The organism is Gordonibacter urolithinfaciens (genome assembly GCF_900199375.1).
Lineage (GTDB): Bacteria > Actinomycetota > Coriobacteriia > Coriobacteriales > Eggerthellaceae > Gordonibacter > Gordonibacter urolithinfaciens.
In genome coordinates, this window is the sequence record NZ_LT900217.1 from 2,636,483 (window position 1) to 2,660,813 (window position 24,331).

Annotated in this window: 20 protein-coding genes; 8 read left to right on the forward strand and 12 right to left on the reverse strand. The window is 66.2% G+C overall.

What is annotated here, in order from left to right; translation table 11 throughout:
- Positions 1–31 precede the first annotated feature (31 nt).
- On the reverse strand, positions 32–1,867 hold the full coding sequence (locus BN3560_RS11235; protein WP_096228111.1) for an oleate hydratase: 1,836 nt from the start codon (positions 1,865–1,867) through the stop codon (positions 32–34).
- Positions 1,868–2,072: 205 nt separating this feature from the next.
- On the opposite strand from BN3560_RS11235, the gene BN3560_RS11240 reads away from it, so the two are divergent.
- Positions 2,073–2,564 (forward strand): hypothetical protein, encoded by a 492-nt coding sequence (locus BN3560_RS11240; protein WP_096228112.1) that lies wholly within the window; start codon positions 2,073–2,075, stop codon positions 2,562–2,564.
- Between the two features lie 119 nt (positions 2,565–2,683).
- Here BN3560_RS11240 and BN3560_RS11245 read toward each other — a convergent pair whose 3' ends face one another.
- On the reverse strand, positions 2,684–3,610 hold the full coding sequence (locus BN3560_RS11245) for an alpha/beta fold hydrolase (RefSeq protein ID WP_096228113.1): 927 nt from the start codon (positions 3,608–3,610) through the stop codon (positions 2,684–2,686).
- A 271-nt stretch (positions 3,611–3,881) separates the two neighbouring features.
- Between BN3560_RS11245 and BN3560_RS11250 the strand changes: the two genes are divergently transcribed.
- The 5 genes from BN3560_RS11250 to BN3560_RS11270 all read left to right on the forward strand — a co-directional run bounded on the left by BN3560_RS11250 (position 3,882) and on the right by BN3560_RS11270 (position 9,232).
- Complete coding sequence (locus tag BN3560_RS11250; RefSeq protein ID WP_096228114.1) at positions 3,882–5,003, forward strand: aldo/keto reductase; 1,122 nt, start codon at positions 3,882–3,884, stop codon at positions 5,001–5,003.
- A gap of 559 nt (positions 5,004–5,562) precedes the next feature.
- Complete coding sequence (larE, locus tag BN3560_RS11255) at positions 5,563–6,426, forward strand: ATP-dependent sacrificial sulfur transferase LarE (RefSeq protein WP_231897388.1); 864 nt, start codon at positions 5,563–5,565, stop codon at positions 6,424–6,426.
- Entirely contained in the window at positions 6,426–7,208 is a 783-nt protein-coding gene (gene larB / locus BN3560_RS11260) for a nickel pincer cofactor biosynthesis protein LarB (RefSeq protein WP_096228115.1), read from the forward strand. The genes larE and larB overlap by 1 nt, the downstream gene beginning before the upstream one ends.
- A gap of 5 nt (positions 7,209–7,213) precedes the next feature.
- Positions 7,214–7,768: a nickel pincer cofactor biosynthesis protein LarC gene (gene larC / locus BN3560_RS11265; protein WP_096228116.1), complete on the forward strand. Its 555-nt coding sequence runs from the start codon at positions 7,214–7,216 to the stop codon at positions 7,766–7,768.
- A gap of 153 nt (positions 7,769–7,921) precedes the next feature.
- Positions 7,922–9,232, forward strand: coding sequence for an amidohydrolase family protein (locus tag BN3560_RS11270; RefSeq protein WP_231897389.1), 1,311 nt, complete (start codon positions 7,922–7,924; stop codon positions 9,230–9,232).
- Here the strand turns inward: BN3560_RS11270 and BN3560_RS11275 are convergent.
- The 3 genes from BN3560_RS11275 to BN3560_RS11285 all read right to left on the reverse strand — a co-directional run bounded on the left by BN3560_RS11275 (position 9,229) and on the right by BN3560_RS11285 (position 12,579).
- A complete protein-coding gene (locus BN3560_RS11275) occupies positions 9,229–11,040 on the reverse strand; it encodes a vWA domain-containing protein (protein WP_231897390.1) in 1,812 nt (603 codons plus the stop codon). The genes BN3560_RS11270 and BN3560_RS11275 overlap by 4 nt on opposite strands.
- 155 nt (positions 11,041–11,195) lie before the next feature.
- Positions 11,196–12,086 carry a hypothetical protein gene (locus tag BN3560_RS11280; protein ID WP_096228118.1) on the reverse strand — a complete coding sequence of 297 codons (891 nt, stop codon included), beginning with the start codon at positions 12,084–12,086 and terminating at the stop codon, positions 11,196–11,198.
- On the reverse strand, positions 12,073–12,579 hold the full coding sequence (locus tag BN3560_RS11285; protein ID WP_231897391.1) for an RNA polymerase sigma factor: 507 nt from the start codon (positions 12,577–12,579) through the stop codon (positions 12,073–12,075). Before BN3560_RS11285 ends, BN3560_RS11280 begins: the two co-directional genes overlap by 14 nt.
- Before the next feature lie 357 nt (positions 12,580–12,936).
- Between BN3560_RS11285 and BN3560_RS14900 the strand changes: the two genes are divergently transcribed.
- Together BN3560_RS14900 and BN3560_RS11290 are read left to right on the forward strand one after the other, a co-directional pair.
- Positions 12,937–13,068 carry a hypothetical protein gene (locus BN3560_RS14900; RefSeq protein ID WP_269456915.1) on the forward strand — a complete coding sequence of 44 codons (132 nt, stop codon included), beginning with the start codon at positions 12,937–12,939 and terminating at the stop codon, positions 13,066–13,068.
- Positions 13,069–13,248: 180 nt separating this feature from the next.
- The gene (locus tag BN3560_RS11290; protein ID WP_096228119.1) at positions 13,249–15,228 is read left to right on the forward strand and encodes a RecQ family ATP-dependent DNA helicase; all 1,980 of its coding nucleotides are present in this window, start codon (positions 13,249–13,251) and stop codon (positions 15,226–15,228) included.
- 56 nt (positions 15,229–15,284) lie between these two features.
- On the opposite strand, the gene BN3560_RS11295 is transcribed toward BN3560_RS11290, so the two are convergent.
- The 7 genes from BN3560_RS11295 to BN3560_RS11325 all read right to left on the reverse strand — a co-directional run bounded on the left by BN3560_RS11295 (position 15,285) and on the right by BN3560_RS11325 (position 24,133).
- Positions 15,285–16,340: a DUF4097 family beta strand repeat-containing protein gene (locus tag BN3560_RS11295; protein WP_096228120.1), complete on the reverse strand. Its 1,056-nt coding sequence runs from the start codon at positions 16,338–16,340 to the stop codon at positions 15,285–15,287.
- Positions 16,324–17,163, reverse strand: a complete 840-nt coding sequence (locus BN3560_RS11300; protein ID WP_096228121.1) for a DUF1700 domain-containing protein — start codon at positions 17,161–17,163, stop codon at positions 16,324–16,326. Before BN3560_RS11300 ends, BN3560_RS11295 begins: the two co-directional genes overlap by 17 nt.
- The gene (locus tag BN3560_RS11305; RefSeq protein WP_087191045.1) at positions 17,160–17,474 is read right to left on the reverse strand and encodes a PadR family transcriptional regulator; all 315 of its coding nucleotides are present in this window, start codon (positions 17,472–17,474) and stop codon (positions 17,160–17,162) included. The genes BN3560_RS11300 and BN3560_RS11305 overlap by 4 nt, the downstream gene beginning before the upstream one ends.
- A 212-nt stretch (positions 17,475–17,686) precedes the next feature.
- Positions 17,687–19,111, reverse strand: a complete 1,425-nt coding sequence (locus tag BN3560_RS11310) for an SLC13 family permease (RefSeq protein WP_096228122.1) — start codon at positions 19,109–19,111, stop codon at positions 17,687–17,689.
- A gap of 96 nt (positions 19,112–19,207) precedes the next feature.
- Positions 19,208–20,626 (reverse strand): SLC13 family permease, encoded by a 1,419-nt coding sequence (locus tag BN3560_RS11315; RefSeq protein ID WP_096228123.1) that lies wholly within the window; start codon positions 20,624–20,626, stop codon positions 19,208–19,210.
- An 81-nt stretch (positions 20,627–20,707) separates the two neighbouring features.
- Positions 20,708–21,517, reverse strand: coding sequence for a 4Fe-4S dicluster domain-containing protein (locus tag BN3560_RS11320; RefSeq protein WP_096228124.1), 810 nt, complete (start codon positions 21,515–21,517; stop codon positions 20,708–20,710).
- A gap of 3 nt (positions 21,518–21,520) precedes the next feature.
- Positions 21,521–24,133: a molybdopterin-dependent oxidoreductase gene (locus BN3560_RS11325; RefSeq protein ID WP_096228125.1), complete on the reverse strand. Its 2,613-nt coding sequence runs from the start codon at positions 24,131–24,133 to the stop codon at positions 21,521–21,523.
- Positions 24,134–24,331: the final 198 nt, after the last annotated feature.

Here is a 24,331-nt window from a genome sequence, read left to right on the forward strand (position 1 = left end):
CGAGCAGGGGGCATGCAGCTTTTCGGAGCGTTTAGTGCATGCCGGGGTACACGGCTCCGGTGGCGGGCGCGGGCGCGTCGGCGTCGTCGGACGGGATCACGCCGAACTCGGCCAGCAGCCCGTAGAGGTCGGTGCCCTTGAGCTTCTCGATCCCCTCGTGCAGGGCGAGCTTCTCGAGGGGGTTCATGTCCATGTCGGTGATGGGCCTGCCGTCCCTGATGAGCGTGGTGGCGTTCAGCAGGTCGCGGATGTCGAACGCGCTGCCCCACACCTCGGGCACACCGCGGTCGACGCCGCACAGCGTGTAGACGGCCTCCATGCCGGTGCGCATGGAATACTCGGTGGTGAAGATGGTGTCGCGCGGCGTTTCGGCGAACTGCCCGATGAACGCGAAGTTCACCGCGCCTTCGGGCACGACGTCGGGGCGGTCGCCGGCGGCGCGCGGCATGAAGAACGCCGTGATGTAGGGCATCATGCACGGAACCGTGTTGGCGCTGTTCTCGGCGAGATCCTCGATCTGCGATTCGGGAACGCCCAGGTGGTACAGCCATTCCATGCAGATCTCCTTGCCGGTGCATTCGCGCAGGGTCTTTTTCACGTAGTTGCCGGGCACGTCGGTGAACAGGCCGTACAACCAGCCGCACAGCTCGTTGCCAGGTTGTGCGCGGAACTGGGGCTGCCTGTTGAACGTCCAGCTCAAAAGCCAATTCGAGTCTTTGGCGGTCACGATGCCGCCGGTTACGACGCCGCCTGAGAACGGATCGCGGCGGCAGATCCTCTCGATGTAGGGGACGATCTTCTCGTCGAGCGTCGTGACGGTCGCGCTCATCCAATTGGACTTCTCCGGATCGCCGATGAACTTTTCCGGTCGTCCGAACGACGGGTCCTGTCGGGCGATGCGCCGCCACAGGTCGAACCCGGTTCCCCGTTCGAGCACGGTGTTGAACTGCGCCGGCTCGTCTTGCGATCCGAAGGACGAGTTGGCAACGCAGCTGCCGTTGGTGATGAACAGGAGGTCGTTCTCGGAGAGGTGGAAGGCCTTGGGCGCGCCCTCGCATATCGTCTGCACCTCGGTGGCCACCTTGCGCTCCTCGGTATTGGAGAACGTGACGTCGACGACCTCGGTGTTCAAGTGGAACTGCACGCCTTGGCCCTTCAGGTAGTTCACCGTGGGCAAGATGAGGGATTCGAACTGGTTGTACTGGGTGAAGCGCAGCGCGCTGAAGTCGGGCAAGCCGCCGACGTGGTGCACGAAACGCTGGATGTAGCGCTTCATCTCGAGCGCGCTGTGCCAGTTCTCGAACCCGAACATGGTGCGCCAGTACAGCCAAAAGTTGGAATCGAGCACGTCGTCGGAGAAGTAGTCGGTGATGGCTTTGTCGTCGAGCTGCTCCTCGGGCGTGAAGAACAGGTTCATGATCTCCATGCACGCCTTGTCGGACAAGCCGAACTCGTTGTCGAGGCCGGCGTCTTCGCCTTGGTTGACCGTCGCGCGGCACAGGGAGTAGTTGGGATCGCGCTTGTTCAGCTGGTAGTAGTAATCGAGGATGCTCATGTTCTCGTCCTCGATGGAGGGGATGGATCGGAACAGGTCCCACATCACTTCGAAGTGGTTGTCCATCTCGCGTCCGCCGCGCATGGTGAACCCGATCTGCGGATACTCCCATCCGTCGCAGGCGCCGCCCGGTACGGCGTCGCGCTCGAATATATGCACGCGCGAGCCGTCCATCTGGGCGTCTCGTATCAGGTAGCATGCGGCCGTCAAGCCCGCCAATCCGGTACCGACGATGTAGGCCGATTTATCCTCGATGCCTTCCGGTTTTGCCGGGCGGGCGAACGCTTCGTAGTTTCCGCTGGAATAGTACACGGGTTCTCCAATCTCTCGACGTGAAGGTACGGCCATCATTGTGATGCGGGGTTCTTGCGGACGAGGGAAGCGTACCGAGCTGATGACGTGCCGTTGGGAGGAGGTCATGAGGGGGTGTTGCCTCGAATGGGCGATGCTCGCACCGGCTATTTGGGTATACTTGATCGCGTGCAGGTGGGCTGGGATGAAAGGGGAGGGAACGCGTATGAGCGAGTTCGTCGAGGCGCTGGTGAGCAACGGCAAGAGCCCGGGATTGCCGGAAGAGCACGACTGGTTCGGGAGGCTCGTAGGCAGCTGGAAGCTCGACTATTTCGATCGCAACCTATCCTCTTCGGTTAGAGGCGAGTGGATCTTCGAGCGGGTGCTCGAGGGCATGGGCATCCAGGACGTGATCATCCTGCCTGCGCGCGACATGCAAACGGAGTCGCCGCACCCCCTCACCGAGTACGGCACCTCGCTGCGTATCTACAACCCGGGCACGTGCGCGTGGGACGTCGCCTACGGCTATGCGGGCAAGATATTCCGGCTTGAGGCGCGGCGTGAGGATGACATGATCGTTCTCACGAACCTCGATGACGAGCGGCATAAGTGGGTGTTCGTCTCCATCGAGGATGACCGCTTCCATTGGCAGAACGTCAACGTGCAAGACGACGGCAGCTGGCACGTGAACGCCGACATCTACGCCGAGCGCGTCTAGGGGGCGTGACACGGGGACGGGGATAATGTCACGCTCCCTTTCGCTTCTCTCGGTCGTGGCGCGTCGCGGAGCGTGACATTATCCCCGTCCCCCTGTCACGCCTTCGCGCGCCAAGTCGCCTACAGGTGCATCATCAGCCAGCTGATGAGGTCTTCCTCGACCTCGAACTTGAGGTCGTCGTAGTTGTGGATCTCGTGGCGGTAGCCGGTGTAGAGTTTCGTCGTCACCTCGTGGCCGGTGTCGGCGAGCCAGTTCGCGCATTGGTAGACGCCCTCGCCGTAGTTGCCCACGGGGTCCTGGTCGCCGGCGATGCAGAGGACGGGCAGGTCGGCGGGCACCTTCTCCGCCCACTCGGGGCCCTCGATGACCAGCATCATGTCGATGAAATCGCGCAGGCTTACGTTGTGCGTGGGGTGCGTGAACGCGTCGAAGGGATCCTCCGCGTGGTCCTTCTGCACGGAGGGGTCGTGGCAGATCCACTCGTTGCCCAGCGCGGCGCCTTCCTCGCAGCGGCCGAACATCCAGCCCATGAGCTCGCCCACGAAGGCCGGGTTGCTCTCGTGGCCCTTGCCGGCGGCGATGGCCTCGTCCAGTTTCGCGCGCACCTCATGCGTGTTCTTGAAGATGCCGGTGGTGCCGCAGTAGACGGCGCCCGCCAGCTCGTCGCCGTACTTCGCGCTGAAGTCGCGCGCGATCATCGATCCCATCGAGTGCCCGAACAGGAAGTAGGGCAGGTCGGGGTACTTCTCGCACACGAAGTCCTTGAACCGCTTCTCGTCCTCCATCATGGTATGCGGCCCCGCGTCGCCCCAGTCGCCCCAGGTGTCGTTCGCTATGGCGGTGGCGCCGTGGCCCACGTGGTCGTCGGCCGCCACGATGAAGCCGGCGTCCATGAGCGCCACGATCATGTGGAAGTAGCGGCGGGAGTGCTCGCCGAAGCCGTGGACCAGCTGCACGATGCCCTCCGGCTCGCAGGCCGGGACGTAGATCCACCCCGTCACCTGGTCTCGGTCGTTCGACGATGGAAAGCGGATTTCATGCAGCATGGCAAGTCCCTTCTCTCGTGTTCATGAAGCGGTGCGCGTGGACGGCGGCCGCGGGTCGGCGACCTGCGTGCCGGCGCTTGCGAGCAGCTTTCGCGGTCAGACTCGCGTGGCAGACGCCAACGGGCACCCGCACCATTATCGCAGACAGGAGCCTTCGGGGCTCCGTGTTTTTCGCAACGCGCCTTGCGGCGGCACGCCGTTTTGCGATAATGGGCAGACGCGCCGGATCCAAGGCGCGACGAGGACGGCGTCGTGAGAAAGCGGGGGATCGATGGACGAGATCGGGAAGCTGGGCTTCGGGTTCATGAGGCTGCCGGAGGTGGAAGGCGCGGGCGGCTCCAAGGAGATCGACCTCGACACGCTGGCCGGCATGGTGGACACGTTCATGGACGGGGGCTTCACGTACTTCGACACGGCGCGCGGCTACCATGGCGGCCGCTCGGAGGCGGCGCTCAAGGCCGCGGTGGTCGACCGCTACCCGCGCGAGTCGTTCCAGGTGGCCACGAAGCTGCCGGCATGGATGGCGGAGGATGCATCTTCCGCGCGCGCGATGTTCGACACGTCGCTCGAGCAGACGGGCGCGGGATACTTCGATTTCTTCCTGCTGCACAACCTGGGGGAGGACCGCACGCACCTGTTCGACGACTGGGGGCTGTGGGACTACCTGGCCGAGAAGAAGCGCGAAGGGCTCGTCCGCAACCTGGGCTTCTCCATCCACGACAAGGCCGACGCCCTGGAGGCGGTGCTCGACGCGCACCCCGAGGTCGATTTCGTGCAGCTGCAGGTGAACTACGCGGACTGGGAGAGCGAGACCGTGGAGTCGCGCAAGTGCTACGAGGCGGCGCGTGCCCGCAACCTTCCCGTCGTGGTGATGGAGCCGGTGAAGGGCGGATCGCTGGTGAAGCTGCCCGATAACGCGGCCGCCGTGCTGCGCAACGCCGCGCCCGACGAGCCGCTCGCCGCCTGGGCGCTGCGCTTCGCCGCGTCGCTGCCCGGCGTGCTCACCGTGCTCTCGGGCATGTCCACGCCCGAGCAGGTGGAGGAGAACGTGCACACCATGCGCGCCTTCCGCCCCGTCGGCGCCGAGGAGCGCGCGGCGCTCGACCACGTGCGCGCCATCCTGGACGGCATTCCCACGGTGCCGTGCACCGACTGCCGCTACTGCCTGAAGTCGTGCCCGCAAGGCGTGCGCATCCCCGCCGCGCTCGCGTCGCTCAACATCTTGGCGCTGTACGGCGACGAGCATCGCGCGCAGGAAAATTACGACTGGAACGCCTCGGCGGGCCCGGCGTCCTCTTGCATCGCGTGCGGCGTGTGCGAGGGCGTGTGCCCCCAGCGCATAGGCATCGTGCGCGAGCTTGCGAGGGCAGCGGGCCTGTTCGAGAAGAGGTGAGGCGCGTCGAGCCGGTTGGCTTCCTGCGCCGTCGGGGAGGTCGGGCACTGGCCCTGGCCAGCCGCAGAGGGCGTCGAATGCGTCTGGCTGTGGTGGGGTGCCGCGCGGCACTGGTTTGGGGAGATGGCCGGCCGCAGTCAGCGTGAGAGGACGGGCGCCTGCCATAGCCGACCGAAAGGGGGCGGGCGTCGGATGCGCCTGTCGAAGGGGTCGGGCACTGGCCGCAGCCGGCTGGAAGAGGATGGGCGTCGGTCGCAGCCAGCCGGAGGAGGCTGTCGTGAAAATCGGCCTCTGCTGTCAAAAACGAGGCGGTTTGGCAATCTTGGGACGCGTTTTTGCGTTCGGAAAACGGGCTGTACGGATGAAATACCAGGTCGTCGGCGATCACCTTCCCCGCCACATGTTGGTGCGATTGCCAAACCGCCTCGTTTTTGGCACGATGGGGCGGATGGCGTTACCGTGCGTCTTGCCGCGGGGCCATGTGGGACCGATATCCTGCTTGACTTGGAGCGTGCTCCAAGTTGTATGGTGGGGGAAACGTTTGGGAAGGAATGCATCGATGTTCGAACAGGATGAGGGCTCGCTTGCCGTTCCCGGGCAGGAAGTGGGCGCGGAGGCGCTCGACGACTTTTTCGCGCGCACGCCGCGGCTGGCCGTGGCGTTCTCGGGCGGGTGCGACTCGTCGTACCTGGTGGCAGCGGCGCGCCACGCCGGCGTGGATGTGCGCGCCTACCTCGTGCGCACGGCGTTCCAGCTGCCCTGCGAGATAGCCGACGCCGAGCGCCTGGTTTCCGAGTTGGGCTTGGAGCTGGTCATCATCGATGCCGACGTGCTGGCCGAGGACGCCATCTGCGCGAATCCTTCCGATCGCTGCTACCGGTGCAAGCGCTTCATCTTCTCCACGATATTGGAGCGCCTTGAGGAGGACGGCTTCGCCGGCACGCCCCTGGCCGACGGCACGAACGCGACGGACGACCCCGCGCGCCGCCCGGGCTTCCGCGCGCTGGCCGAGCTGGACGTGGTGTCGCCGCTGCGCCGCGCGGGCCTGGGCAAGGACGACGTGCGGGCGGCCTCGCGGAGGCTCGGGCTGTTCACGGCGGGCAAGCCCAGCTTCTCGTGCCTGGCCGTGCACGTGCCGGAAGGGGAGCGCATCACGGCGACGTCGCTCAAAGCGGCGGCGCGCTCGCCCGAGGTGGTCTCGCGGCTTGTGACGCGCAACGCGGCCATCGGGGTCGACCTAGACACCGTGTACTCGGCCGACGGCGTGGTCGCCCATCTGGTGGAGGGCGCGGAAGGCGGTCGAGGCGCTGAAGGCGCAGCTGCGGTCGGAGAGCCCGTCGACGAGGAGGCGTCGAACGCCCTTGCGAGCGCCCTCCGCGGGGCAGGAGCTTTCGGTGGGATGGAAAAGGAAGGGGCGCTCTGATGGAGGAACGCGAGATGCGCGCGTTGCTGGCGGCGGTGGCGGATGGGTCGGTCGACCCGGACGAGGCGGCGCTGCGCCTGAAGACGGCCCCGTTCACGGACCTGGGCTACGCGAAGGTGGACCACCAGCGCGGCGTGCGGCAGGGCGTGGCCGAGGTCGTGTACGGGGCGGGCAAGACGCCCGCGCAGATGGCGGGCATCGTGGCGAGCATGCGCGCGGCGGGGCAGGAGCGCGTGCTGGTCACGCGGCTCGCACCCGAGGCGGCCGACGAGCTGCGGGCGCTCTTGCAGGCGTCCGAACCGCTGGCGGCCGAAGCGTTCGCCTACCACGAGCTGCCGCGCCTCGGCCTGGTGGGCGGCCTGCCCGAGCCCGACGGCAACGGGCCTATCGTGATCGCGGCGGCCGGCACGAGCGACCTGCCCGTGGCCGAGGAGGCCGCGCTCACGGCCGAAGTGCTGGGCAACGTCGTCGTGCGCCTGTACGACGTGGGCGTGGCCGGCATCCACCGGCTGCTGGCACATGCGGACGACATCGCGTCGGCGCAGGTGGTGGTGGCCGTGGCCGGCATGGAGGGGGCGCTCGCGTCCGTGGTGGGCGGCCTGGCGTCGTGCCCGGTCATCGCCGTGCCCACGTCCGTGGGCTACGGCGCCTCGTTCGGCGGCGTGGCCGCGCTGCTGGCCATGCTGAACTCGTGCGCCTCCGGCGTGTCCGTGGTGAACATCGACAACGGCTTCGGCGCCGGCTACCAGGCGTCGTCCATCAACCACCTGAAAGCGAAGTGAATGCCATGACCGTCCTTCATCTCGACCTAACCCATGACGCCACGCGCCGCTCCCTGCTCGCCGACCTGCGCGCGCGGCTCGATGCCGCCGCGCGCGCCGCGCTCGATGCCGCCGTGGAGGCGGCGGGCGTGCCCGAGCGACACCATCACGACTTGCCCGACGTGCTGGCCACGATCGACGGCCTGCAGGCGAGCAGCCGCGTGAAGGACGACATGCGGGCCGTGTACCGCATCCTTGCCGAGGCCGAGGCCTCGGTGCACGGATGCGCGGTGGACGAGACGCACTTCCACGAGGTGGGCAACGGCGAGGCCGTGCGCAACGTGTGCGCCGTGTGCCTGGCCGTGGAGGCGCTCGCGCCCGACCGCATCGCGGCCACGCCCGTGCAGGTGGGCAGCGGCACGGTGACGTGCGCCCATGGCGAGCTGCCCATTCCCGCGCCGGCCACGGCCGCCATCCTGGATTCGGGCATCCCCGTGTGCGCCGAACGCCTGGACGGTGAACGCTGCACCCCAACGAGTGCCGCTCTCGTCAAGCATTTCGTGGACGAGTTCGATGCCTGAGCGAGCCTGCAGCCGGCAATGCGCCCTACGCCGTGACGAGCGCCTCCAGCGTGCGGCACTATGCGCTTCCGGTGGCGGCCGAACCGTCGTATACTGGCGCTGAAGCAAAGGGCGAAGACGGCGCGTGCGGGCGTCGCGGAAGGCGGGATGGAAATGGCGTACGTTCTCACGCATGCGACGGTGCTCGACGGCACAGAGCAGATGGAGCCCCAGCCCAACATGACGGTGGTGGTGGACGACGGCGGGCGCATCGACCGCGTGGGGCCGGCCGCTTCCACGGTAGGGCCGCTGGGCGCGCGCGAGATCGACCTCGGTGGCGCGTACCTCATGCCGGGGCTCATCAACGCGCATGTGCACCTGTGCGGCTCGGGCAAGCCCATGAGCGCGGGCGGTGCGGGGGACCTCATCGACAAGGTGGTGGGGAACCCCCTTGGCATGTGGGCGCTGCGCCGCATGATCCGCGGCCATGCCCAGGCGCAGCTGGCCAGCGGCGTGACCACCGTGCGCAGCGTGGGCGACCCCGGCTTCGCTGACGTGGACGTGCGCGACGCCATCGACGCGGGGAAGTGCGTCGGGCCGCGGCTGCTCACATCCGGCGTGGGCGTCACGGTGCCGGGCGGGCACGGCGCGGGGCTGTTCGCCCACATCGCGAAGACGCCCGAGGAGGCGCGCGAGATCGTGCGCGCGTGCTTCGCCCGCAAGTGCGACCTGGTGAAGCTGTTCATCACGGGCGGCGTGTTCGACGCCGAGGTGGAGGGCGAGCCGGGCGTGCTGCGCATGTCGCCCGAGGTGGCCCGCGCCGCCGTGGACGAGGCGCACAAGCTGGGCATGCCGGCGGCCGCGCACATCGAGAGCGCCGAGGGCGTGCGCGTGGGCCTGGAGGCCGGCGTGGACACCATCGAGCACGGCGCGGAGCTGGACGACGAGCTGATCGCTCTCTTCAAAACGAACGGCGTCGGCCGCTCCTCGTCGCTCACCTGCACCGTCTCGCCGGCGCTGCCCTTCGTGGAGCTGGCACCCGAGAAGACGAAGTCCACCGAGGTGCAGAAGGTGAACGGCCGCATCGTGTACGAGGGCATCGTGCGCGCCGCGCAGCAGGCGCTCGCGGCCGGCATCCCCGTGGGCTTGGGCACCGACTCGTCGTGCCCCTACATCACGCACTACGACATGTGGCGCGAGGTGGTGTACTTCGAGCGCCTCGTGGGGGCGTCGCGCCAGATGGCGCTGCACACGGCCACGCTCGGCAACGCGCGCATCCTGGGGCTGGGAGAGGAGACGGGATCGGTCGAGGAGGGCAAGGCCGCCGACCTCGTCGTAACCAAGGCGAACCCGCTTGAGAACCTGGAGGCCCTGCGCGACGTGTCGATGGTGATGGCTCGCGGCAAGCTCGACGAGCACCCCCGCGTGAAGCGCATCCCCGAGCTGGACGCGGAGCTCGACGGGTTCCTGCCGAAGGCCTGCTAGCGATTGAGCCGGCCTCCGTCTGCGTACGAGGAGGCCGCGGGTTCGCGCGAACGGAGGGCGAGCGTTTCCAGCAGGCGGGCGAACTCGGCGCGCTCCTCGCTGCCGGCGGCATCCACCAGGTCGCGGGCCGATTGGAGCGTCGCCGTGCCCGCGTGGGGCGACTGGCGCAGCACCATGGCGCACTCGGCGACGGCGGCGGCCAGGCGCCAGTCGCTGCTCGGCTCGTCGGTCTGGTCGGCGCGCCCGACGACGCGCGCCTGGCTTTGCGTGACGTCCTCGCCGGCGGGGCGGTAGCGCACGGAGCAGGTGAGCCACTCGTTGCCGTCGGTGCAGATGGCAAGGCCGCCGCCCCCGTCGCCGCCCGACGCGCCCGCCTCGGCGTCTCCCGCCCTTGCGGCGTCGTCGTCCGAGCGGCCGTACTTCAGCTGCGGGACGGCCACCTCGAACGGCGAATCGACCGGCACCACCTCGTAGGCCACGGTGAACGCGTGCCCCGCGCCCACCTCGCCGGCGTCCGCCGTATCGTCCAGGAAGTCCTCGTCGGCCAGCGCACGGTTCTCGTAGCCGATAAGCCGGTAGCCTTTGACCTGGACGGGGTTGAATTCCACCTGCAGCTTCACGTCGTCGGCCAGCGGGGTGAAGTTCGCCAGCAGGTTGCGGCCCAGCACGCGCCGGGCCTCTTCGGCGCAGTCGATGTAGTGGTAGGAGCCGTCGCCGTGGTCGGCCAGCACCTCCATCTTGGCGTCCTGGTAGTTGCCCGTGCCGAACCCGAGCACCGACAGGTACACGCCTTGTCCGCGGCGCTCGTCCACGAAGTCGTGCAGATCGTCCTCCGAGGTCATGCCCACGTTCAAGTCGCCGTCGGAGGCCATGACGATGCGGTTCGCGCCGCCTTCGACGAAGTTCCGCTCGGCCACGTCGTAGGCTGTGCGCAGGCCGGCCTCGCCGTTCGTGGAGCCCTCGGCCCGCAGGCTGCCCACTGCGCGCAGGATGCGCTGCCGGTCGGCGCCGCTCGCGCCTTCCAGCACCACGCGCTCCTCGCCGCTGTACGTGACCAGGGACACGCGGTCGTTCTCACCCAGGCCTTGCACGAGCGTGGCGAACGCCTCCTGCAGAAGCGGAAGCTTGTCGGGGTCGGCCATTGAGCCGGACACGTCGACGAGGAACACGAGGTTCGAGCCGGTCTCGGGAGCAGGCTCGGCCGGAGCAGTGGCGAAACCCATGACCAGGAGCTTCGTGTCGGGGTTCCATGGGCAGTCGGCCATCTCGGCAGAGATGCCGAACAGGTCGTCGCCCTCGGGCGGAGCGTAGCGGTAATCGAAGTAGTTCATCAGCTCCTCGGTGCGCACGGCGCCTGCGGGGATGTCGGCGGGCCACGCCCCATCGCGCACCATGCGGCGCAGGTTGGCATAGGAGGCCGTGTCCACATCGGCGGAGAACGTGGAGAGCGGCCGTGCGGCCGTGGACACGAAGCCGGGCTCCTCCACGCGTGCGTACCCCTCGCCGGCATAGGGGTCTGCAGGCAGGTTGCCGTCGGGCCCGGGAGAGCAGCCGGCGGATGCGCCTCCCGCGTTCATGCCGGCCGCGCCCGGGGCTTCCGATGCGGATCCGTCCCGGGCTGCACCGACGGCGTGGAGCTCTTCGCCTGGCGCCGCCTGGAGGCTGGCCGGGAGCGTGCACCACCACCAGGCGCCTGCCGCCAGCACCGCCGCAAGCGCGAAGGCTCCTGCGGCGAGCAGGCGGGCATGCGGGTGGCGCGGGACGGGGGAGCGGTGCTCGTTCGCGCGGGCGGGCATAGAGGCTTTCATGGGCATTCCTTCTCTCGCTTGCTGCCCTTAACACGATCGAGGATGCCGGTTTGTCGGGGAGATTCCGCGCGATGGGCCGCACCGCTCGGAGGGGCGTGGCGCGGACCGTCGCGCTTGCGTCCGCTGCGTGCGGTTCCCGTGTGCGGAATCCCGCGCTACGCGGCTTCGTCGGCCCAGTAGCAGGCGGCGTCGCCCGGATAGCGCACGGCGTAGGGATGCGCGTCGCTCGCCGAGGCGAAAACCGTGCAGGCTACATCATGGCCACCGGTACCGTCGGAGGCGGTCGCCTGCTCGATCTCGGCGCCCACGAGGGCCGGGTCGGCGACGAGCGGGTGTCCCGCGTCGTCGACCGCAATGCGCAGGGCCTGGCCGGAGGCGAGCGTGACGAACGGGTAGCGCGCGTCGGCATCGCTGCCGCTGCTGGAGGAGCCCTCGTTGGCCGAACCGTCGGAGGACGGCGCATCCGCAGAGCCGTCGGACGGGGGCGCGCCCGCGGAGCCGTCGTTTCGGCCCGCCTCGGGTGCGCCGTCCTTGGCGCCGCCGGACGGCGAGCCGAGGTCCTCGGAAGCCATGCCGTCCGAGATGCTGGCAAGCTCCCCTGACGACGAGGCGGCTCCGCTGCCCGCTGTCTGCAGGCTGCTGTTCAGCTGCGCGGCGACCAGCCCGTGATAGGCGAACGCGCCCACACCGGCCAGCAGCACCAGGCACGCCGCCGCCGGAAGCAGCATCTTTTTTGCACGCTGGCGCCGGGTGCTGCGCCCCGTGCCGGTCTGCGCAACCGGGCCGCGCCCCTTCGGGCCGGTTGCGGCCGCATGCTCGCCGCAGGTTGCGAGCAGGGCGGCGAGCATGCGCTCCTCGGCTGCGGCGGACGGGCCCATGCGGTCGAAGGCGCGTGCGATCGCCGCGTCGAGCCCGGACTCGCAGAAGGAGGGGTCCGCCGCCTGGCGCGCATCGGGCGCATTGGGGTCGATAGGCGGCGCGAAGGCCTGCTCGTCCTCGAAGGGGTCGTCGACGGCGAATAAGTCCTTGCGGTCACGGTCGTTCACGGCGCTCACCTCCCAACATGGTCTTAAGCAGCGCGCGGGCCTCGCTCAGGTGGCTGCGCACCGTCGAGGCGGGCGTGCCGGTGATGAGCGCGATGTCGGCGGTGCGGTACCCTTCGTAGTAGTACAGGTACACGCACGTCTTGTACTTCGGGGGAAGGGCGAGCACCGCCTCGAGCGTCTCGTCGCCATCGGCGGCCGTCCGGTCGTCGGGCACGTCGTCCGGCAGCTCGGCTGCGCATCGTCGCGCCGCGCTTCTCAGCATGTCGCGGCAGTGGTTCTGGGCGCACACGATGAGCCACGCCTTCTCGTGCTCGGCATCGTTGAAACGCCGCGGCTTGCAAAGCAACTTCGCGAACACGGTCTGCACCGCATCCTCCGCATCGGCCGCGTTGCCGAGATAGGCGTAGCACAGGCGGTAGACCGTCTTCGCATGGCGGCGGAACACCGCGGCTATGTCGTCGTTCTTCGGCAGGTTCTCCCTTTCTGCCCCCAACACGATCGCAGGGGCGGAAATGTCGGGAAACCGGCATACTTTTTTGCGCGCGATTGCCTTGTTCCCCGCTACGGACAGTGTAGCGGATGCGTAGGTGATGGAGGGAAGCGGCTCGGGCCGTGTCGGGTCCCACTCGCCAACCGTCGAAATGCCGTTCGAATCTTGCGCGGCAACCGTCGGGACCTTGCAGGGATCAAGCAGATTGCCGGCTCAAATTCTAAACGAGATACCACCTGTTCAAACAGCAATAATCGAAGACGCTTCACCATGTGAAACCAGAGTGGAACGTGCTAGAATGCCTCGCGTCAGCGGTGTCCGCTTCCAGCGGGTGACGCCTTAGAGATAAGGAGGATCCCCATGGATAGTTTCAACCTGATCGCAGGACTTTGTTCCATCTTGTCATTTCTTCTGGCAGCCTACGACTGGTCGCAGCGAAAACGGAAAGCGAGGGGCAAGGCGAAACAAGCATCAAAAAGGCGGCCGAGCTAGCACTCTGACCGCCTAACCTAGTCCCGCGTCACCCGCCCGGACTCACAACCCCGCGGGCACCGCTGACACCCTGCATTATACACACCGCAGCGTCCGGTGCAAGCCCGATTTTCGGGGGCGTTGCGGTATCATGATGGCGAGACGAGCGAGGGCGCAAATGCCCAGAGAGGGAAGGGCCCGATGGTTGAGGCGGCGGCCGCGAAGGCGGCATTGCGGGAGCATTTCGGCTACGAGGAGTTCCGTCCGGGGCAGGAGGGCGTGGTGGAGGCGATCCTCGCCGGCCGCGACGCGCTGGCGGTCATGCCCACGGGCGCCGGCAAGTCGGTGTGCTACCAGGTGCCCGGCATCGTGATGGAAGGCCTCGCGCTCGTGGTGAGCCCGCTCGTGTCGCTCATGGGCGACCAGGTGCGCGCGCTCCTCGACGCGGGCGTGCGCGGCGCCTACCTCAACTCCACGCTCACGCCCGGCCAGCAGGCCACCGTGCTGCGCCGCGCGCTCGCGGGCGCGTACCAGATCATGTACGTGGCGCCGGAGCGGCTGGCCGACCCGCGCTTCCTCGAGTTCGCGCGCAAGGCCGCCATCCCGCTCGTCGCCGTGGACGAGGCGCACTGCGTGTCGCAGTGGGGCCAGGACTTCCGCCCGTCGTACCTGGCCATCGGCGACTTCATCGAACAGCTGCCCGCGCGCCCCGTCGTGGCGGCGTTCACGGCCACGGCCACCGAGCGCGTGCGGCGTGACATCGTGCGCCTTCTGGATCTGCGCGACCCTTACGGGGTGGTCACGGGCTTCGACCGCCCGAACCTCTACTTCGGCGTGGAGCGCTTGGAGCCCAAGCGCAAGCTCGCCTGGATCGGGAGCTACGCGCTCGCGCATCCGGGCGACTCGGGGATCGTGTACTGCTCCACCCGCAAGGACACCGACAAGGTGCATGCCGCGCTCGTCGCCGCAGGCGTGCGCGCGGCGCGCTATCACGCGGGCATGCCGGCGGCGGAGCGCGCCGAGAGCCAGCGCGCGTTCATCGCCGACGACGCGCCGGTCATGGTGGCCACGAACGCCTTCGGCATGGGCATCGACAAGTCCAACGTGCGCTACGTGATCCACCACAACATGCCCGGCAGCATCGAGGCGTACTACCAGGAGGCCGGCCGCGCCGGGCGCGACGGCGAGCCGTCCACGTGCATGCTCCTATGGAGCGACGGCGACGTGTCAACCTGCCGTTTCTTCATCGAGCAGGAGTCGGGCAACGAGGAGCTCTCGCCCGAGGAGGCCGACGCCGTGCGCGCCTCGCGCCGCCGCCTGCTGGAGGCCATGGTGGGCTACTGCCACACCACGGGGTGCCTGCGCCGCTACATCCTGAACTACTTCGGCGAAGACGCCGCCCCTGCGGCACCCGGCCAAGCCCCCAGCGTGCGCGAGGCGTACATCGCGTTCGGCGAGGCCGCGCCGACCGACGGCACCGCGCCGACCGGCGGCGCTTCCGCGCCCGTCGCCGGGTGCAACAACTGCTCCAATTGCGAGGGAACGTTCGACGCCGTGGACGTGACCGACCTGGCGCGCGCCGTCATGCGCTGCGTGCAGGAGCTGCGCGGGCGTTTCGGCAAGGGGCTCGTGGTGGACGTGCTGCGCGGCTCGAAGAGCGCGAAGGTGCTCGATATGCACCTGGACGAGGCGGCCAGCTACGATGCGGTGGACGCCTCCGCCGCCCAGGTCAAGGAGGTTATCGAGCTTTTGGCCGCCGGCGGCTACCTTGCGATTACCGAAGGCGCCTACCCTACGGTGGGACTTGGCCCGCGTGCCCGCGAGGCGGCGGAGGACGGGTTCTCCCTCTCCATGAAGAAGGTCGTGCGCAAGGCCGAACGCGTGCGGGGCGCCGAAGCGGGCGCCGGCCGCGCGTTCGGCGCCTCGGGCACGGCGGTCGCGTCGGGCGAGGCCGACCCGGAGCTGTTCGAGCGCCTGCGCACGCTGCGCAAGCGCCTGGCGGACGAGGCCGGAGTGCCGCCCTACATCGTGTTCTCGGACGCCACCCTGCGGGACATGTGCGCGAAGCGCCCCGCCACCGAGGACGGGTTCCTGGACGTCTCCGGCGTGGGCGCCACGAAGCTCGCCCGCTACGGCGAGGCGTTCCTCGCCGAGCTCGCCGCCTATGAAAGCGCAGGATAGCCCGCCCGGACGCCTTCGCGCCGGGCGGGCTGACGGCCACCGTCCTGCGGGCCCTCTTACAGGGCAGCAGGTGCTGCCGGTGCTGCCGGCGCGGCAGGTGCCCCGGGTGCCGACGGGCTGCTGCCGTCTGACGAGGCGCCGTCGTTGCCGCGCCTTGCGGAATCGGGAGCCGCTTCCACGTTGAAGTCGAGGTCGATGCTGCCGCTCGTGGTGCGCACGACGATGCGCTTGCCGACGCCGATCGTGCCGCTGGGGGCGTCCACGCGGCCGCTCGTAGAGGAGACCGCGATGTCGTAGTCGGTCGCAGGGTTCGCGAACATGACGTCCACCCTGCCGCTCGTCGCCTCTATCATGGTCTCGTTCGCGTCCAGCCCGGCTCCGCCGATGCTTCCGCTTGATCCGCGGATATCCAGCGTGGTCGCGCGCACATCGCTCAAGTCCTGGCGCCCGCTCGCGGTGCCCGTCTCCACCGTGGCGGCCTCGACGTCCCCCAGGGAGAGCGAGCCGCTCGACGTGCGGGCCGAGAAGCCCTCGGCATCCACGCCCACCACGCCGATGCTGCCGCTCGACGTTTTCAGGCTCATGGTGCCGGCGCTCGTGCGCAGCACCGACAGGCTGCCGCTGCTCGCCGTGAGCGACACGGCTTCCAGGCCGTCGAGGTCCGCCACGTCGATGCTTCCGCTGCCCGTCTCCACGGTGAGGGAGCCCGTATAGCTGCGCGGCACCTTCACCACGGTGGCATGGTCCTGGAACTCCACCTTCATGATCATGAGTCCTGTGAGCGACGTGCCGTGGCCGGTTATCTCCAGTACGCCCCCTTCGTCGACGACGTCCACGGTCTTCTCGCTGCTGGTCCAGCACGTCACCTCGAAGGCGTCGCCGTCGGCCTGCTCGAAGCGCACGTCCCCGCCGGCGTCCCTCACCACGATGGCGGTGTGGGGCGCCTCTGCCTCGAGTTCCAGGATCCTCGTATCCGACACCCAGTCGCGCGTGGTGTTGGACAGGTTCTCGAAGCGGAAGTCCGCCGCGACGAACGCCCCGAGGGCGAGCGCCGACCCGCCAACCAGTAAAACGGTGGCGACGATCAGGACTGCTTTACGCGCGGTGGTCATGGCTCTGCGCTCCTTCCGGGGCCGGGTTTCCCGCCGCAGGCGCGCTCGGCGCGGTCGGGAAGGGGATGGTGCCCTGCGCGGTGGCAGGGGGGTACGCGCCGGGGCAGGGGGCCGCGGCGTAGGCGGCGCCGGGATAGGGCGCCCCGTACGGCGGGGCGGGCGGGGCGCCGGCGGCAACCGGTACGGACGGCGAGCCCGGTGCGGGAGCGTACGGCGGCGCGGCCTGGCCGGACCCGTGCACCTTCTTCACGAACAGCCCCTTGATCCAGCGGGCGAACGAGTGGGTGAGCTGCACGAGCCCCTTGCTGGCGGCAAGGACGCCGAACAGGGCGAACAGCCCCGTCCCCGCGGCGGCCAGCCCGCAGCCCAGAAGCCAGGCGGCCGTGAGCGGGTAGCCGGTGGCAAGGCACCACACCAAACCCACGATGCCGATGGGGCCGCACAGCAGCAGCGTGGCGACGGTCGCCCACAGCGCCACGACGACCATCCAGATGGACAGGTACACCATCAAGGCCGCCATGACCAGTGCCAACGCCACGGGCACCCAGATGGGCGAGAACACCACGAGCAGCACCACGTTGAGCGTGCGGCTGCCGGTGTTCGCCTTCGCGATGGCCTTCGGGATGACCGGCGTCTCGGCGATGATCTGGGCGGCGATGGCCCCCACCGGCCCGAGCGCCGCCACGGCGTCGGCCTCGCTCATGCCGTCCTCCATGCGGTCGTCGATCATCTCCAGGTAGAAGGCGATCGACTGCTCCACCTCGTATGACGGCAGCTTGCCGAGCGCGCGCCGCAGCGCGTCGGAGAACTCGGTCTTGTTCATTTTCTGGCACCTCGTTTCACGTAATCGTAGATGGAGACGACGTCGTCCCGCTCGCGCAGGAACTCGTCGATATGGCGCACGCCTGCCTCGGTGATGCGGTAGTACTTGCGCAACCGCCCGCTGTGCTCGACGGAGTACGTGGTGAGCAGCCCCGCTGCTTCCAATCGTTTGAGCAGGGGGTAGAGCGTCGATTCGGTCAGGTTCAGGATCGCGGGCACGTCCTTGACGATCTGGTAGCCGTACGAATCCTGCCGGTTGATCGAGGCGAGCACGCAGACTTCGAGGAACCCTCGCTTCATCTGTGCGTCCATTGCATACCTCCTTTCGCCCGATACTATACAACGCATAGTATCGGGCGTCAACGGGTATTCGGAAAACGTTCAGCGAGGGTAGGTGCTCATACGCCTAAATGCGCGAACAGCCGGCACTCCGGTGAGTGTCGGCTGTTCCGCCTGTGGTCGTTCTGCAATATGGTCGAGAAGGTTGAAAAGTCATCTCGGCGTGCGCGGTGGTGCTCGTAGGCTTAAGCGAAGCCGAACAGGGCGCAGAGCGCTGGCAGCAGCGTCACGGTCAAAGCGATGAGCAATATTGTGGGTATCCAGCCGATCCTCGCCATGTCGGACATGCGATAGTATCCAGTGGAGTACGTGAGGATGGGTACGCAATCCAGTGGCAGCAGGTAGGCTAGCGAAGCCTGCCAGGCAACTACCATCAGCATACAGTACATGCTGATGCCGAAGTCTCCTGCGATGATGCCCAAGGGATAGGCCAAGATTCCCGCCACGGCAGGACCTACGGGTACGATATTGTGCACGATCGCACCGATGGTCGAAAGCACCGCGAGCACGGCAAGGGGCGTTTTCCAGTTCTCGGGCAAGGCTGCGACCACGGTCGAGACCATCCAGTCTCCGGCGCCGGTGGACACCACGAAGTGGGCTGCGGATAAGATGCACATGATCATGATCAAGACGCCCCAGTTCATACGCGATACCATCGATTTGAAGTCGAGGGTGGAGCAGCCGGGTACCGAGAGCAGCACCACGGCGCAGATGGCGATCATGGCAGTGTTCAGATAGCTGATCCAAGAGCTGAGTATCCAGAACAGCATGGCGAGCGCGATGATGGCAACCGTCATTATCTCGGAGCGCGTGAGCCTGCCCATACCCGAGACCTCTTCCATGGTGGTGTCGATGGACGATTGCAAGATGGGCTCTGGTTTGAAGAACCGGGTGATGACGAGCCACGAGGCAAACAGCATGATCGCGCAGAATGGAAGCCCGAGCATCGACCATTCGACGAAATTCATATTCACACCGAACAATGACGAGAACAGCCCAACCGTGATCACGTTGCAACCGTTGCCGGTCATCACGGCGCATCCCCCGGCATATGATGCCCAAGGAATGGCTATCATCATGGCTTTGCCCATGGGCGATTTCAACTTTTCAGCACCGTTCAACTCCAACAAGCGCTTTCCAACCGAGATAAACACGCCGCAGGCGGCGACATCCGACATGAAAAAGGAGAGGAATGCTGTGGCGCACATGAAGCCCAGCAGCATTTTGTTGGTGTCGGTGCCCGACCTCCTGAGTACGAAGGCTGCGATGCGGGTGGGAATGGTGGTAGCATCGAGGGCAACCGTGAACGCGAACGTGCCCATGAGGAAGAACACCGTTGATCCCATGGCGTTAGAGTACGCCTCATCGAACGAGCATACGCCCATGATGGGCATCATGATGAGCACGAGCAGCGCCGTTGCTGGCAACGGCAGTGATTCGGTTACCCACAGAAGAATGCCTGCCGCTAAAATTCCCAAAACCATGCGGCCCTCGTAGGTCAGCCCCTCCGTCGTCGGGGCGAGAGCCGTTGCGGCGACGATGGCGATGGCGATAAGTATGCAAGCAACGTTGCGCGGCCGCAGCGAGGCATGCAGGACGGCTTCAGACACGGTTGACCCCCCAAGTTATAAATGCTCTCCCCCCATCGAACAGACCCCTTTTCCGAAAGGGCGAGGGGTCTGTTCGACGCAGAACACGATGTAACTTTACATAGCTCCGAGCATCGGCGGAACAACGAGCAGGAACGCACTGAAGAACACCATCGTCGCCAAGGTGACGGGTAGGCCGCCCTTCCACATCTCGTTGAACTTGTAGTAGCCCCCTGCGTAGGAGACCAGCAGCACCGAGTCCAAGGGAACCAGGAAGCATAAGGCGCACCACAGCGCGAGCATCAGGATCGTGGCGGTAAAGTTGCCGCCCACTGCCCCCACCAACCCCAGCACCGGTGCGGTTACGAGTGCTGCCAGACCGGGACCCGACGGGAAAAAGTTGTGCACGATGGCCAGCACGACGCTGATCACCAAGAACAGCATGACGAAGCTCATGTTGGCCGTCACACCCAGAAGCAGGCTGACGATCCAAGCCACCGATCCGGCTGCCGACATAGCGGCGACGATGCCGTTGATGGAAGCCATCATCAGCAGGATGTCCCACGGGCTCTCCGAGCGGTACTGCTTGGTGGTGATCATGGACGTTCCCGGCAGGAACAGCAGGCCCAGAGCAACCAACGCAATGAAGGTTGTATTCAGCACCGGTAGCCAGGAGCTGACGATCCAGCATGCCAGGGCTACCAGCAACACGCCGATGTTGAACTTCTCCTTGAAGTCCATGGGCGGCAGCGAGGATACCTCGCCTAGGAACTTGTCGACGGTCTCCTGGCTTAAAGGTTCAGGCTTGTATACCTTGACCAGGATGAGCCAGCAAGCTACCAGGCTCAGTGCTACCGGAATGATGGTGTAACCGAACCATTCGGCGAAGGTGATGCTCACGCCGCAGGCGCTTTCGGCCAGTCCAAGCACGACCACGTTGATGGGTGTGCCGGAGGGCAGCAGACAGCCGCCGAACATCACGGCGAAGGGAATGGCGAGGGCCAGGCAGCGGCCCATGTTCGATTCGCCCGGCTTGGCGCCCGCCGCACGCAGCAGCGAGGCCGCGAAGCCCATCATGATGGCCGTGAGGGCGATGTTCGACATAACGGTGGAAATAATGGCAGAGATCACCATAAAGCCGAGAATGACCAGGTTAATATTGCCTTTCACCATGCGCACGACCATGGCTATGAGGCGCTGTGGAAATGTGGACACCCCGAGGAACGTTGTGAAGCCGAAAATACCCACGAACATCCACAGTGAGCTGGTGAACGTGGCCGCCCAGATATCGTTGTAGGATGCGATACCCAGGAATCCGCACAGCGCAACCATGACGAGCGACGTGATGGGCAGCGGTAGCGCTTCGGTTGCCCACATGACGACGGCGGCCAGCAAGACCATGATCGCGGTTTGGCCTTCACGGGCCAAATCGGGTGACCAGAGCGGGCCGAACTGGCCTATGAGAATCAATGCGATGGCAATGACGATCCATGCCCATTTGAACAGAACCTTGTTGCCCTTGGCTGTTTCAGCCATGGTGTTACCCCTTCCTGTTGCTTGTCCAGAAACCCGCACGACGCCATATCCCCAACGCCGTGCGGAAACCCCCGGCAACGTTTACGCGATGGCCTTGAGGAAGATGTCTCCCAGAACCACGTCCTCAGCGGTGGTGTCGGCATCGAGGACGATGTCCTCGTAGCCCTCAACCGTTGCAGCTACGGTGTAAGGGCGTTCGTCCAGCTCCTTGAAGCGGAACTCCCCGAACGCGTCGGTCTTCACTGTGGCAACCTCATTGCCATCGGTGTCCAGCAGGCGCACCGGCGTGCCGATGATCACCTCGTTTGCCACGCGATCCACCAGTACCCCGTACACCCAGCGCTTGGGTATGCCACGGTAGAACACATGAGGATGGTTCTCGGCTACGCTTGGCAGGGGCACGGCGTCGGCAGGTACGTTTTCCTCGTCGACGTAGGTCAAGGCGCCGGTGGCGCATACGTCCACGCAGCGGGGGACGCTCCATCCGTCGTCCAGCAGATGCGCGCAGCCGGTGCACTTCTGCGGGATGTCCAGGGATTCGTTCCAGTAAACGGCGCCGGCCGGGCAGGCCTCGGCGATGGCTCGCTGCCCCTTGGCCTTCACCGGGTCGATGATGATCAGACCATCCTCCCGGCGGTACACGGCTCCGTCCTTGGACGCCTCCATGCAGGCTGCGTTGTCGCAGTGGCCGCACATGACCGGCTCGTATTGCACCTTCACCTCGGGTATTTTGCCTCGGGTAACCTGGTCGACCCGGCACCAGAACTGCCCGGTCATGGGCTGTTCTGCGGCGATGGGGCTCCAATCGTTTCCGCAGTGCTCGTCTTTGCACGCCATCTGGCAGCCGTAGCAGCCGTTGCACAAGGTGGCATCGAACAGAATGGTCTTCATGATTTAAGCCTCCTGCAGGTAGTCGTAGACGTTCGTGCCCGTCTCGATCGTGTAATGCTCGGCCTCGAAGGCCTCGGGGTACCGCTCCATCAGGGCGTGGATGTCGCACTTGCGCACGCCCACCAAGAACCCGCCGGTCACCTCGCCGGCCGCATTCTTGGAAGACGTGGCGCTGGGGGCGATGAGGTTGTTCGCGCCACCGCGGTCGATGCCTCCCACGCCGGGAACGATGGGGTCGGTTTCGGCACCGTGGTCCTGCAGCACCGCGCCGGGGATGACGCGTTCGGTGACATAGGCTCCGCCTAGTACCGTGCCTCGCTCGTTGAACACCTCCACGATGTCGCCATTCTCGATGCCTAGCCTGGCCGCGTCGGCAGGATGGATCCATACCGGCTCGTAGGCATAGCCGTCGACGCCCACGACCTTGCACGTCTCTATCTCGCGCGTCCATGGGCAGTCATCGAAATTGGCGTGGATGCGCCAGCGCGGATGGTTGGACACCAGCAGGAAGGGATAGTCCTTGGCACGCTCGCAGCTGATGCGCTCGTGGTGCGTCTCCGACTCCTCGATCCATTTGGCCACGGGCTGGCGCTCCTCGTCGTCGGGGAAGAAGTTTGCCAGGCCGGTGGAGTAGAACTCGATCTTGCCCGTGGGGGTTTCCATGGGGTTGTTCACGGGATCCTCGTAGAACTCGATCATGCCGGCAGGCTCCTGGTCCCAGCCCTCGCGTGTGGGCAGCATCTGGTAGCCCTGGCGCTTGATCAACTCGAGGTCCTGCTCCTCTTCGGGCAGGCCAGATCCCTGGTAGCCCACTTCCTGCCATTCCTCCACGGTCATGTCGCCGGTCAGGTGGCTGGCACAGTCCTCGTAAATTCCTCCATAGGCCTGCAGCTTCTTTGCTACCTCGACCACGGCTTCGTAGTCTGAGAGCGACTCGAGCTGCCGGTCGCAGGCGCGCTGCTCCCAGATGATGGAGTTGAACTGGCCCGAGTACGTGTCAACGCCGAAGTCGTCCAATTCGAGTGTTGTGGAGATGGGCAGGATCATGTCGGCGAACAAGGTGTCGTTTTCCATCCAGGGGTGCTGCACCAGGAAGAACTCCAGGTTGGGGTTCAGCAATGCGTCCTGAAACTCGTTGCCGCCGTTCCAGCAGGTTGACCAGCAGGGGGAGTCGGACCAGATCATCTTGATACCGTGGTCACCATCCTGCGGGAACTGGAATTTCTTGAACTGATCGGTGCGATGGTGGCGGCTCGTGGTGTGGCCGTACCATTCCACCTTCTCGCCATCCTCGACGTTGATGCACTGGGGCACGAGCGTTTTGGGGATGAAGGATGCGGGAAGCTCGCCCAATACCGAGCCGTGGTAGCAGGCGCGCACCTCGGGAAGGAAGTGACCCGGGGGCAGCGGGTTGAAGGAGTCCATGCCGATGAGAGCCCATTCGATGAACTTGACCTGGTTGCGACCGGGTTTTCCCACGGCCTGCATGGCCAGCAAGTACACCTCGAGGCGCGCCGGCTCGTGCGAGTAGCATGAGCGGATATAGGAACCGCCGTTGCAGTGGCCGATGGACAGATTGTGCGACGCCCAGTAACGCGCCAGCGCCTTGATGCGGTAGGCTGGCACGTGGCATTTCTCCTCGGCCCACTCGGGCGTCTTGGGCACGCCGTCTTCGTTGCCTAGCACGTAGTACTCGAACCAGTCGAAGCCTTCGGTGTGGCTTTCCACGTAGTCCTTGTCATAGGTGCCCTCTGTCATCCACACATAGGCGATAGCCAGCTGCAGGGCGGCATCGGTGTTGGGCAGCACGGGAATCCACCGGTCGGCGTGCACGGCGTTGGCGTAGTTCACGTCGGGGGCGATGTGGATCTGCTCCACGCCTATCTCGCTGAACCAGAAGCATAGGCGCGATGCCTGCTGCCCCGACCAGCCCCACGGCGTGGTCTCGGGGTCGCAGCCCCAGAACAGCACGGCGTCGGAGTTCTCGGAAATGTCCTTGAACAGGTTGTGCTGGTGGGTGTTCTGCCCCAGGGGCTCGTTGCCCCAAGCGTGCTTTGCGCCCCAGTACCAGCCTTCCCACGAGTCGGGCTGGCGTGCCTGCATGGTAAGCCCGCCGGTCATGTCCAACAAGTTCGCCATAGTCCCGTGCGGGCCGTGGATGGAACCGGTTTCGCCATGCCCGTCGCCTTGGCAGAAGATGGAGTTGCGGCCGTAGGTCTTGTCGATGCGCACGATCTCGGAGGCTATGATGTCGGTGGCCTCGTCCCAGCTGATGCGCTCGTACTTCGACTTTCCTCGGTTCTGCGGGTTGCGCTCGCCGTTCGGATCCCAGTCCACGCGCTTCAGCGGGAAGGGCACGCGATTGGGGGAGTACGTGCGAGTCTTGTAGATGAAGGTGAACGGGGAGTTCAGCGTCTTCATGCCAGGTTCGAACGAGTGGCCCTTCGCGTTGATAGTCCAGTAGTTCAGATCCTCTTTCGTGTAGTGCTCGTCGTAGTGCACTGGGCGCATGCGTACGATTTTGCCGTCTTTGGAGTCGACGGCGGTGAGGTTGGCGCCGTTGCCGAAAGAACACAGCGACATGTTTTTGTAGATGGTCTTGTCAGACGTCTTCATACTCCTCCTACTTTCTCGTCCTCTGCTCTCTTGTCCCGAGCGGCGGGCGCGACCTGTCGGGCACGCGTGCCGATTCTGGGTGGGCGATGCGAAAACCAGCAGCCTAGCGCGCAAGGCGTTGGCTCGATTCACCACTGCGAGTGTAGGCGCCGGCGCGGGCGGTGAAAACAAGCGGCCCGTTGGGCTGCCTCCCGTTTT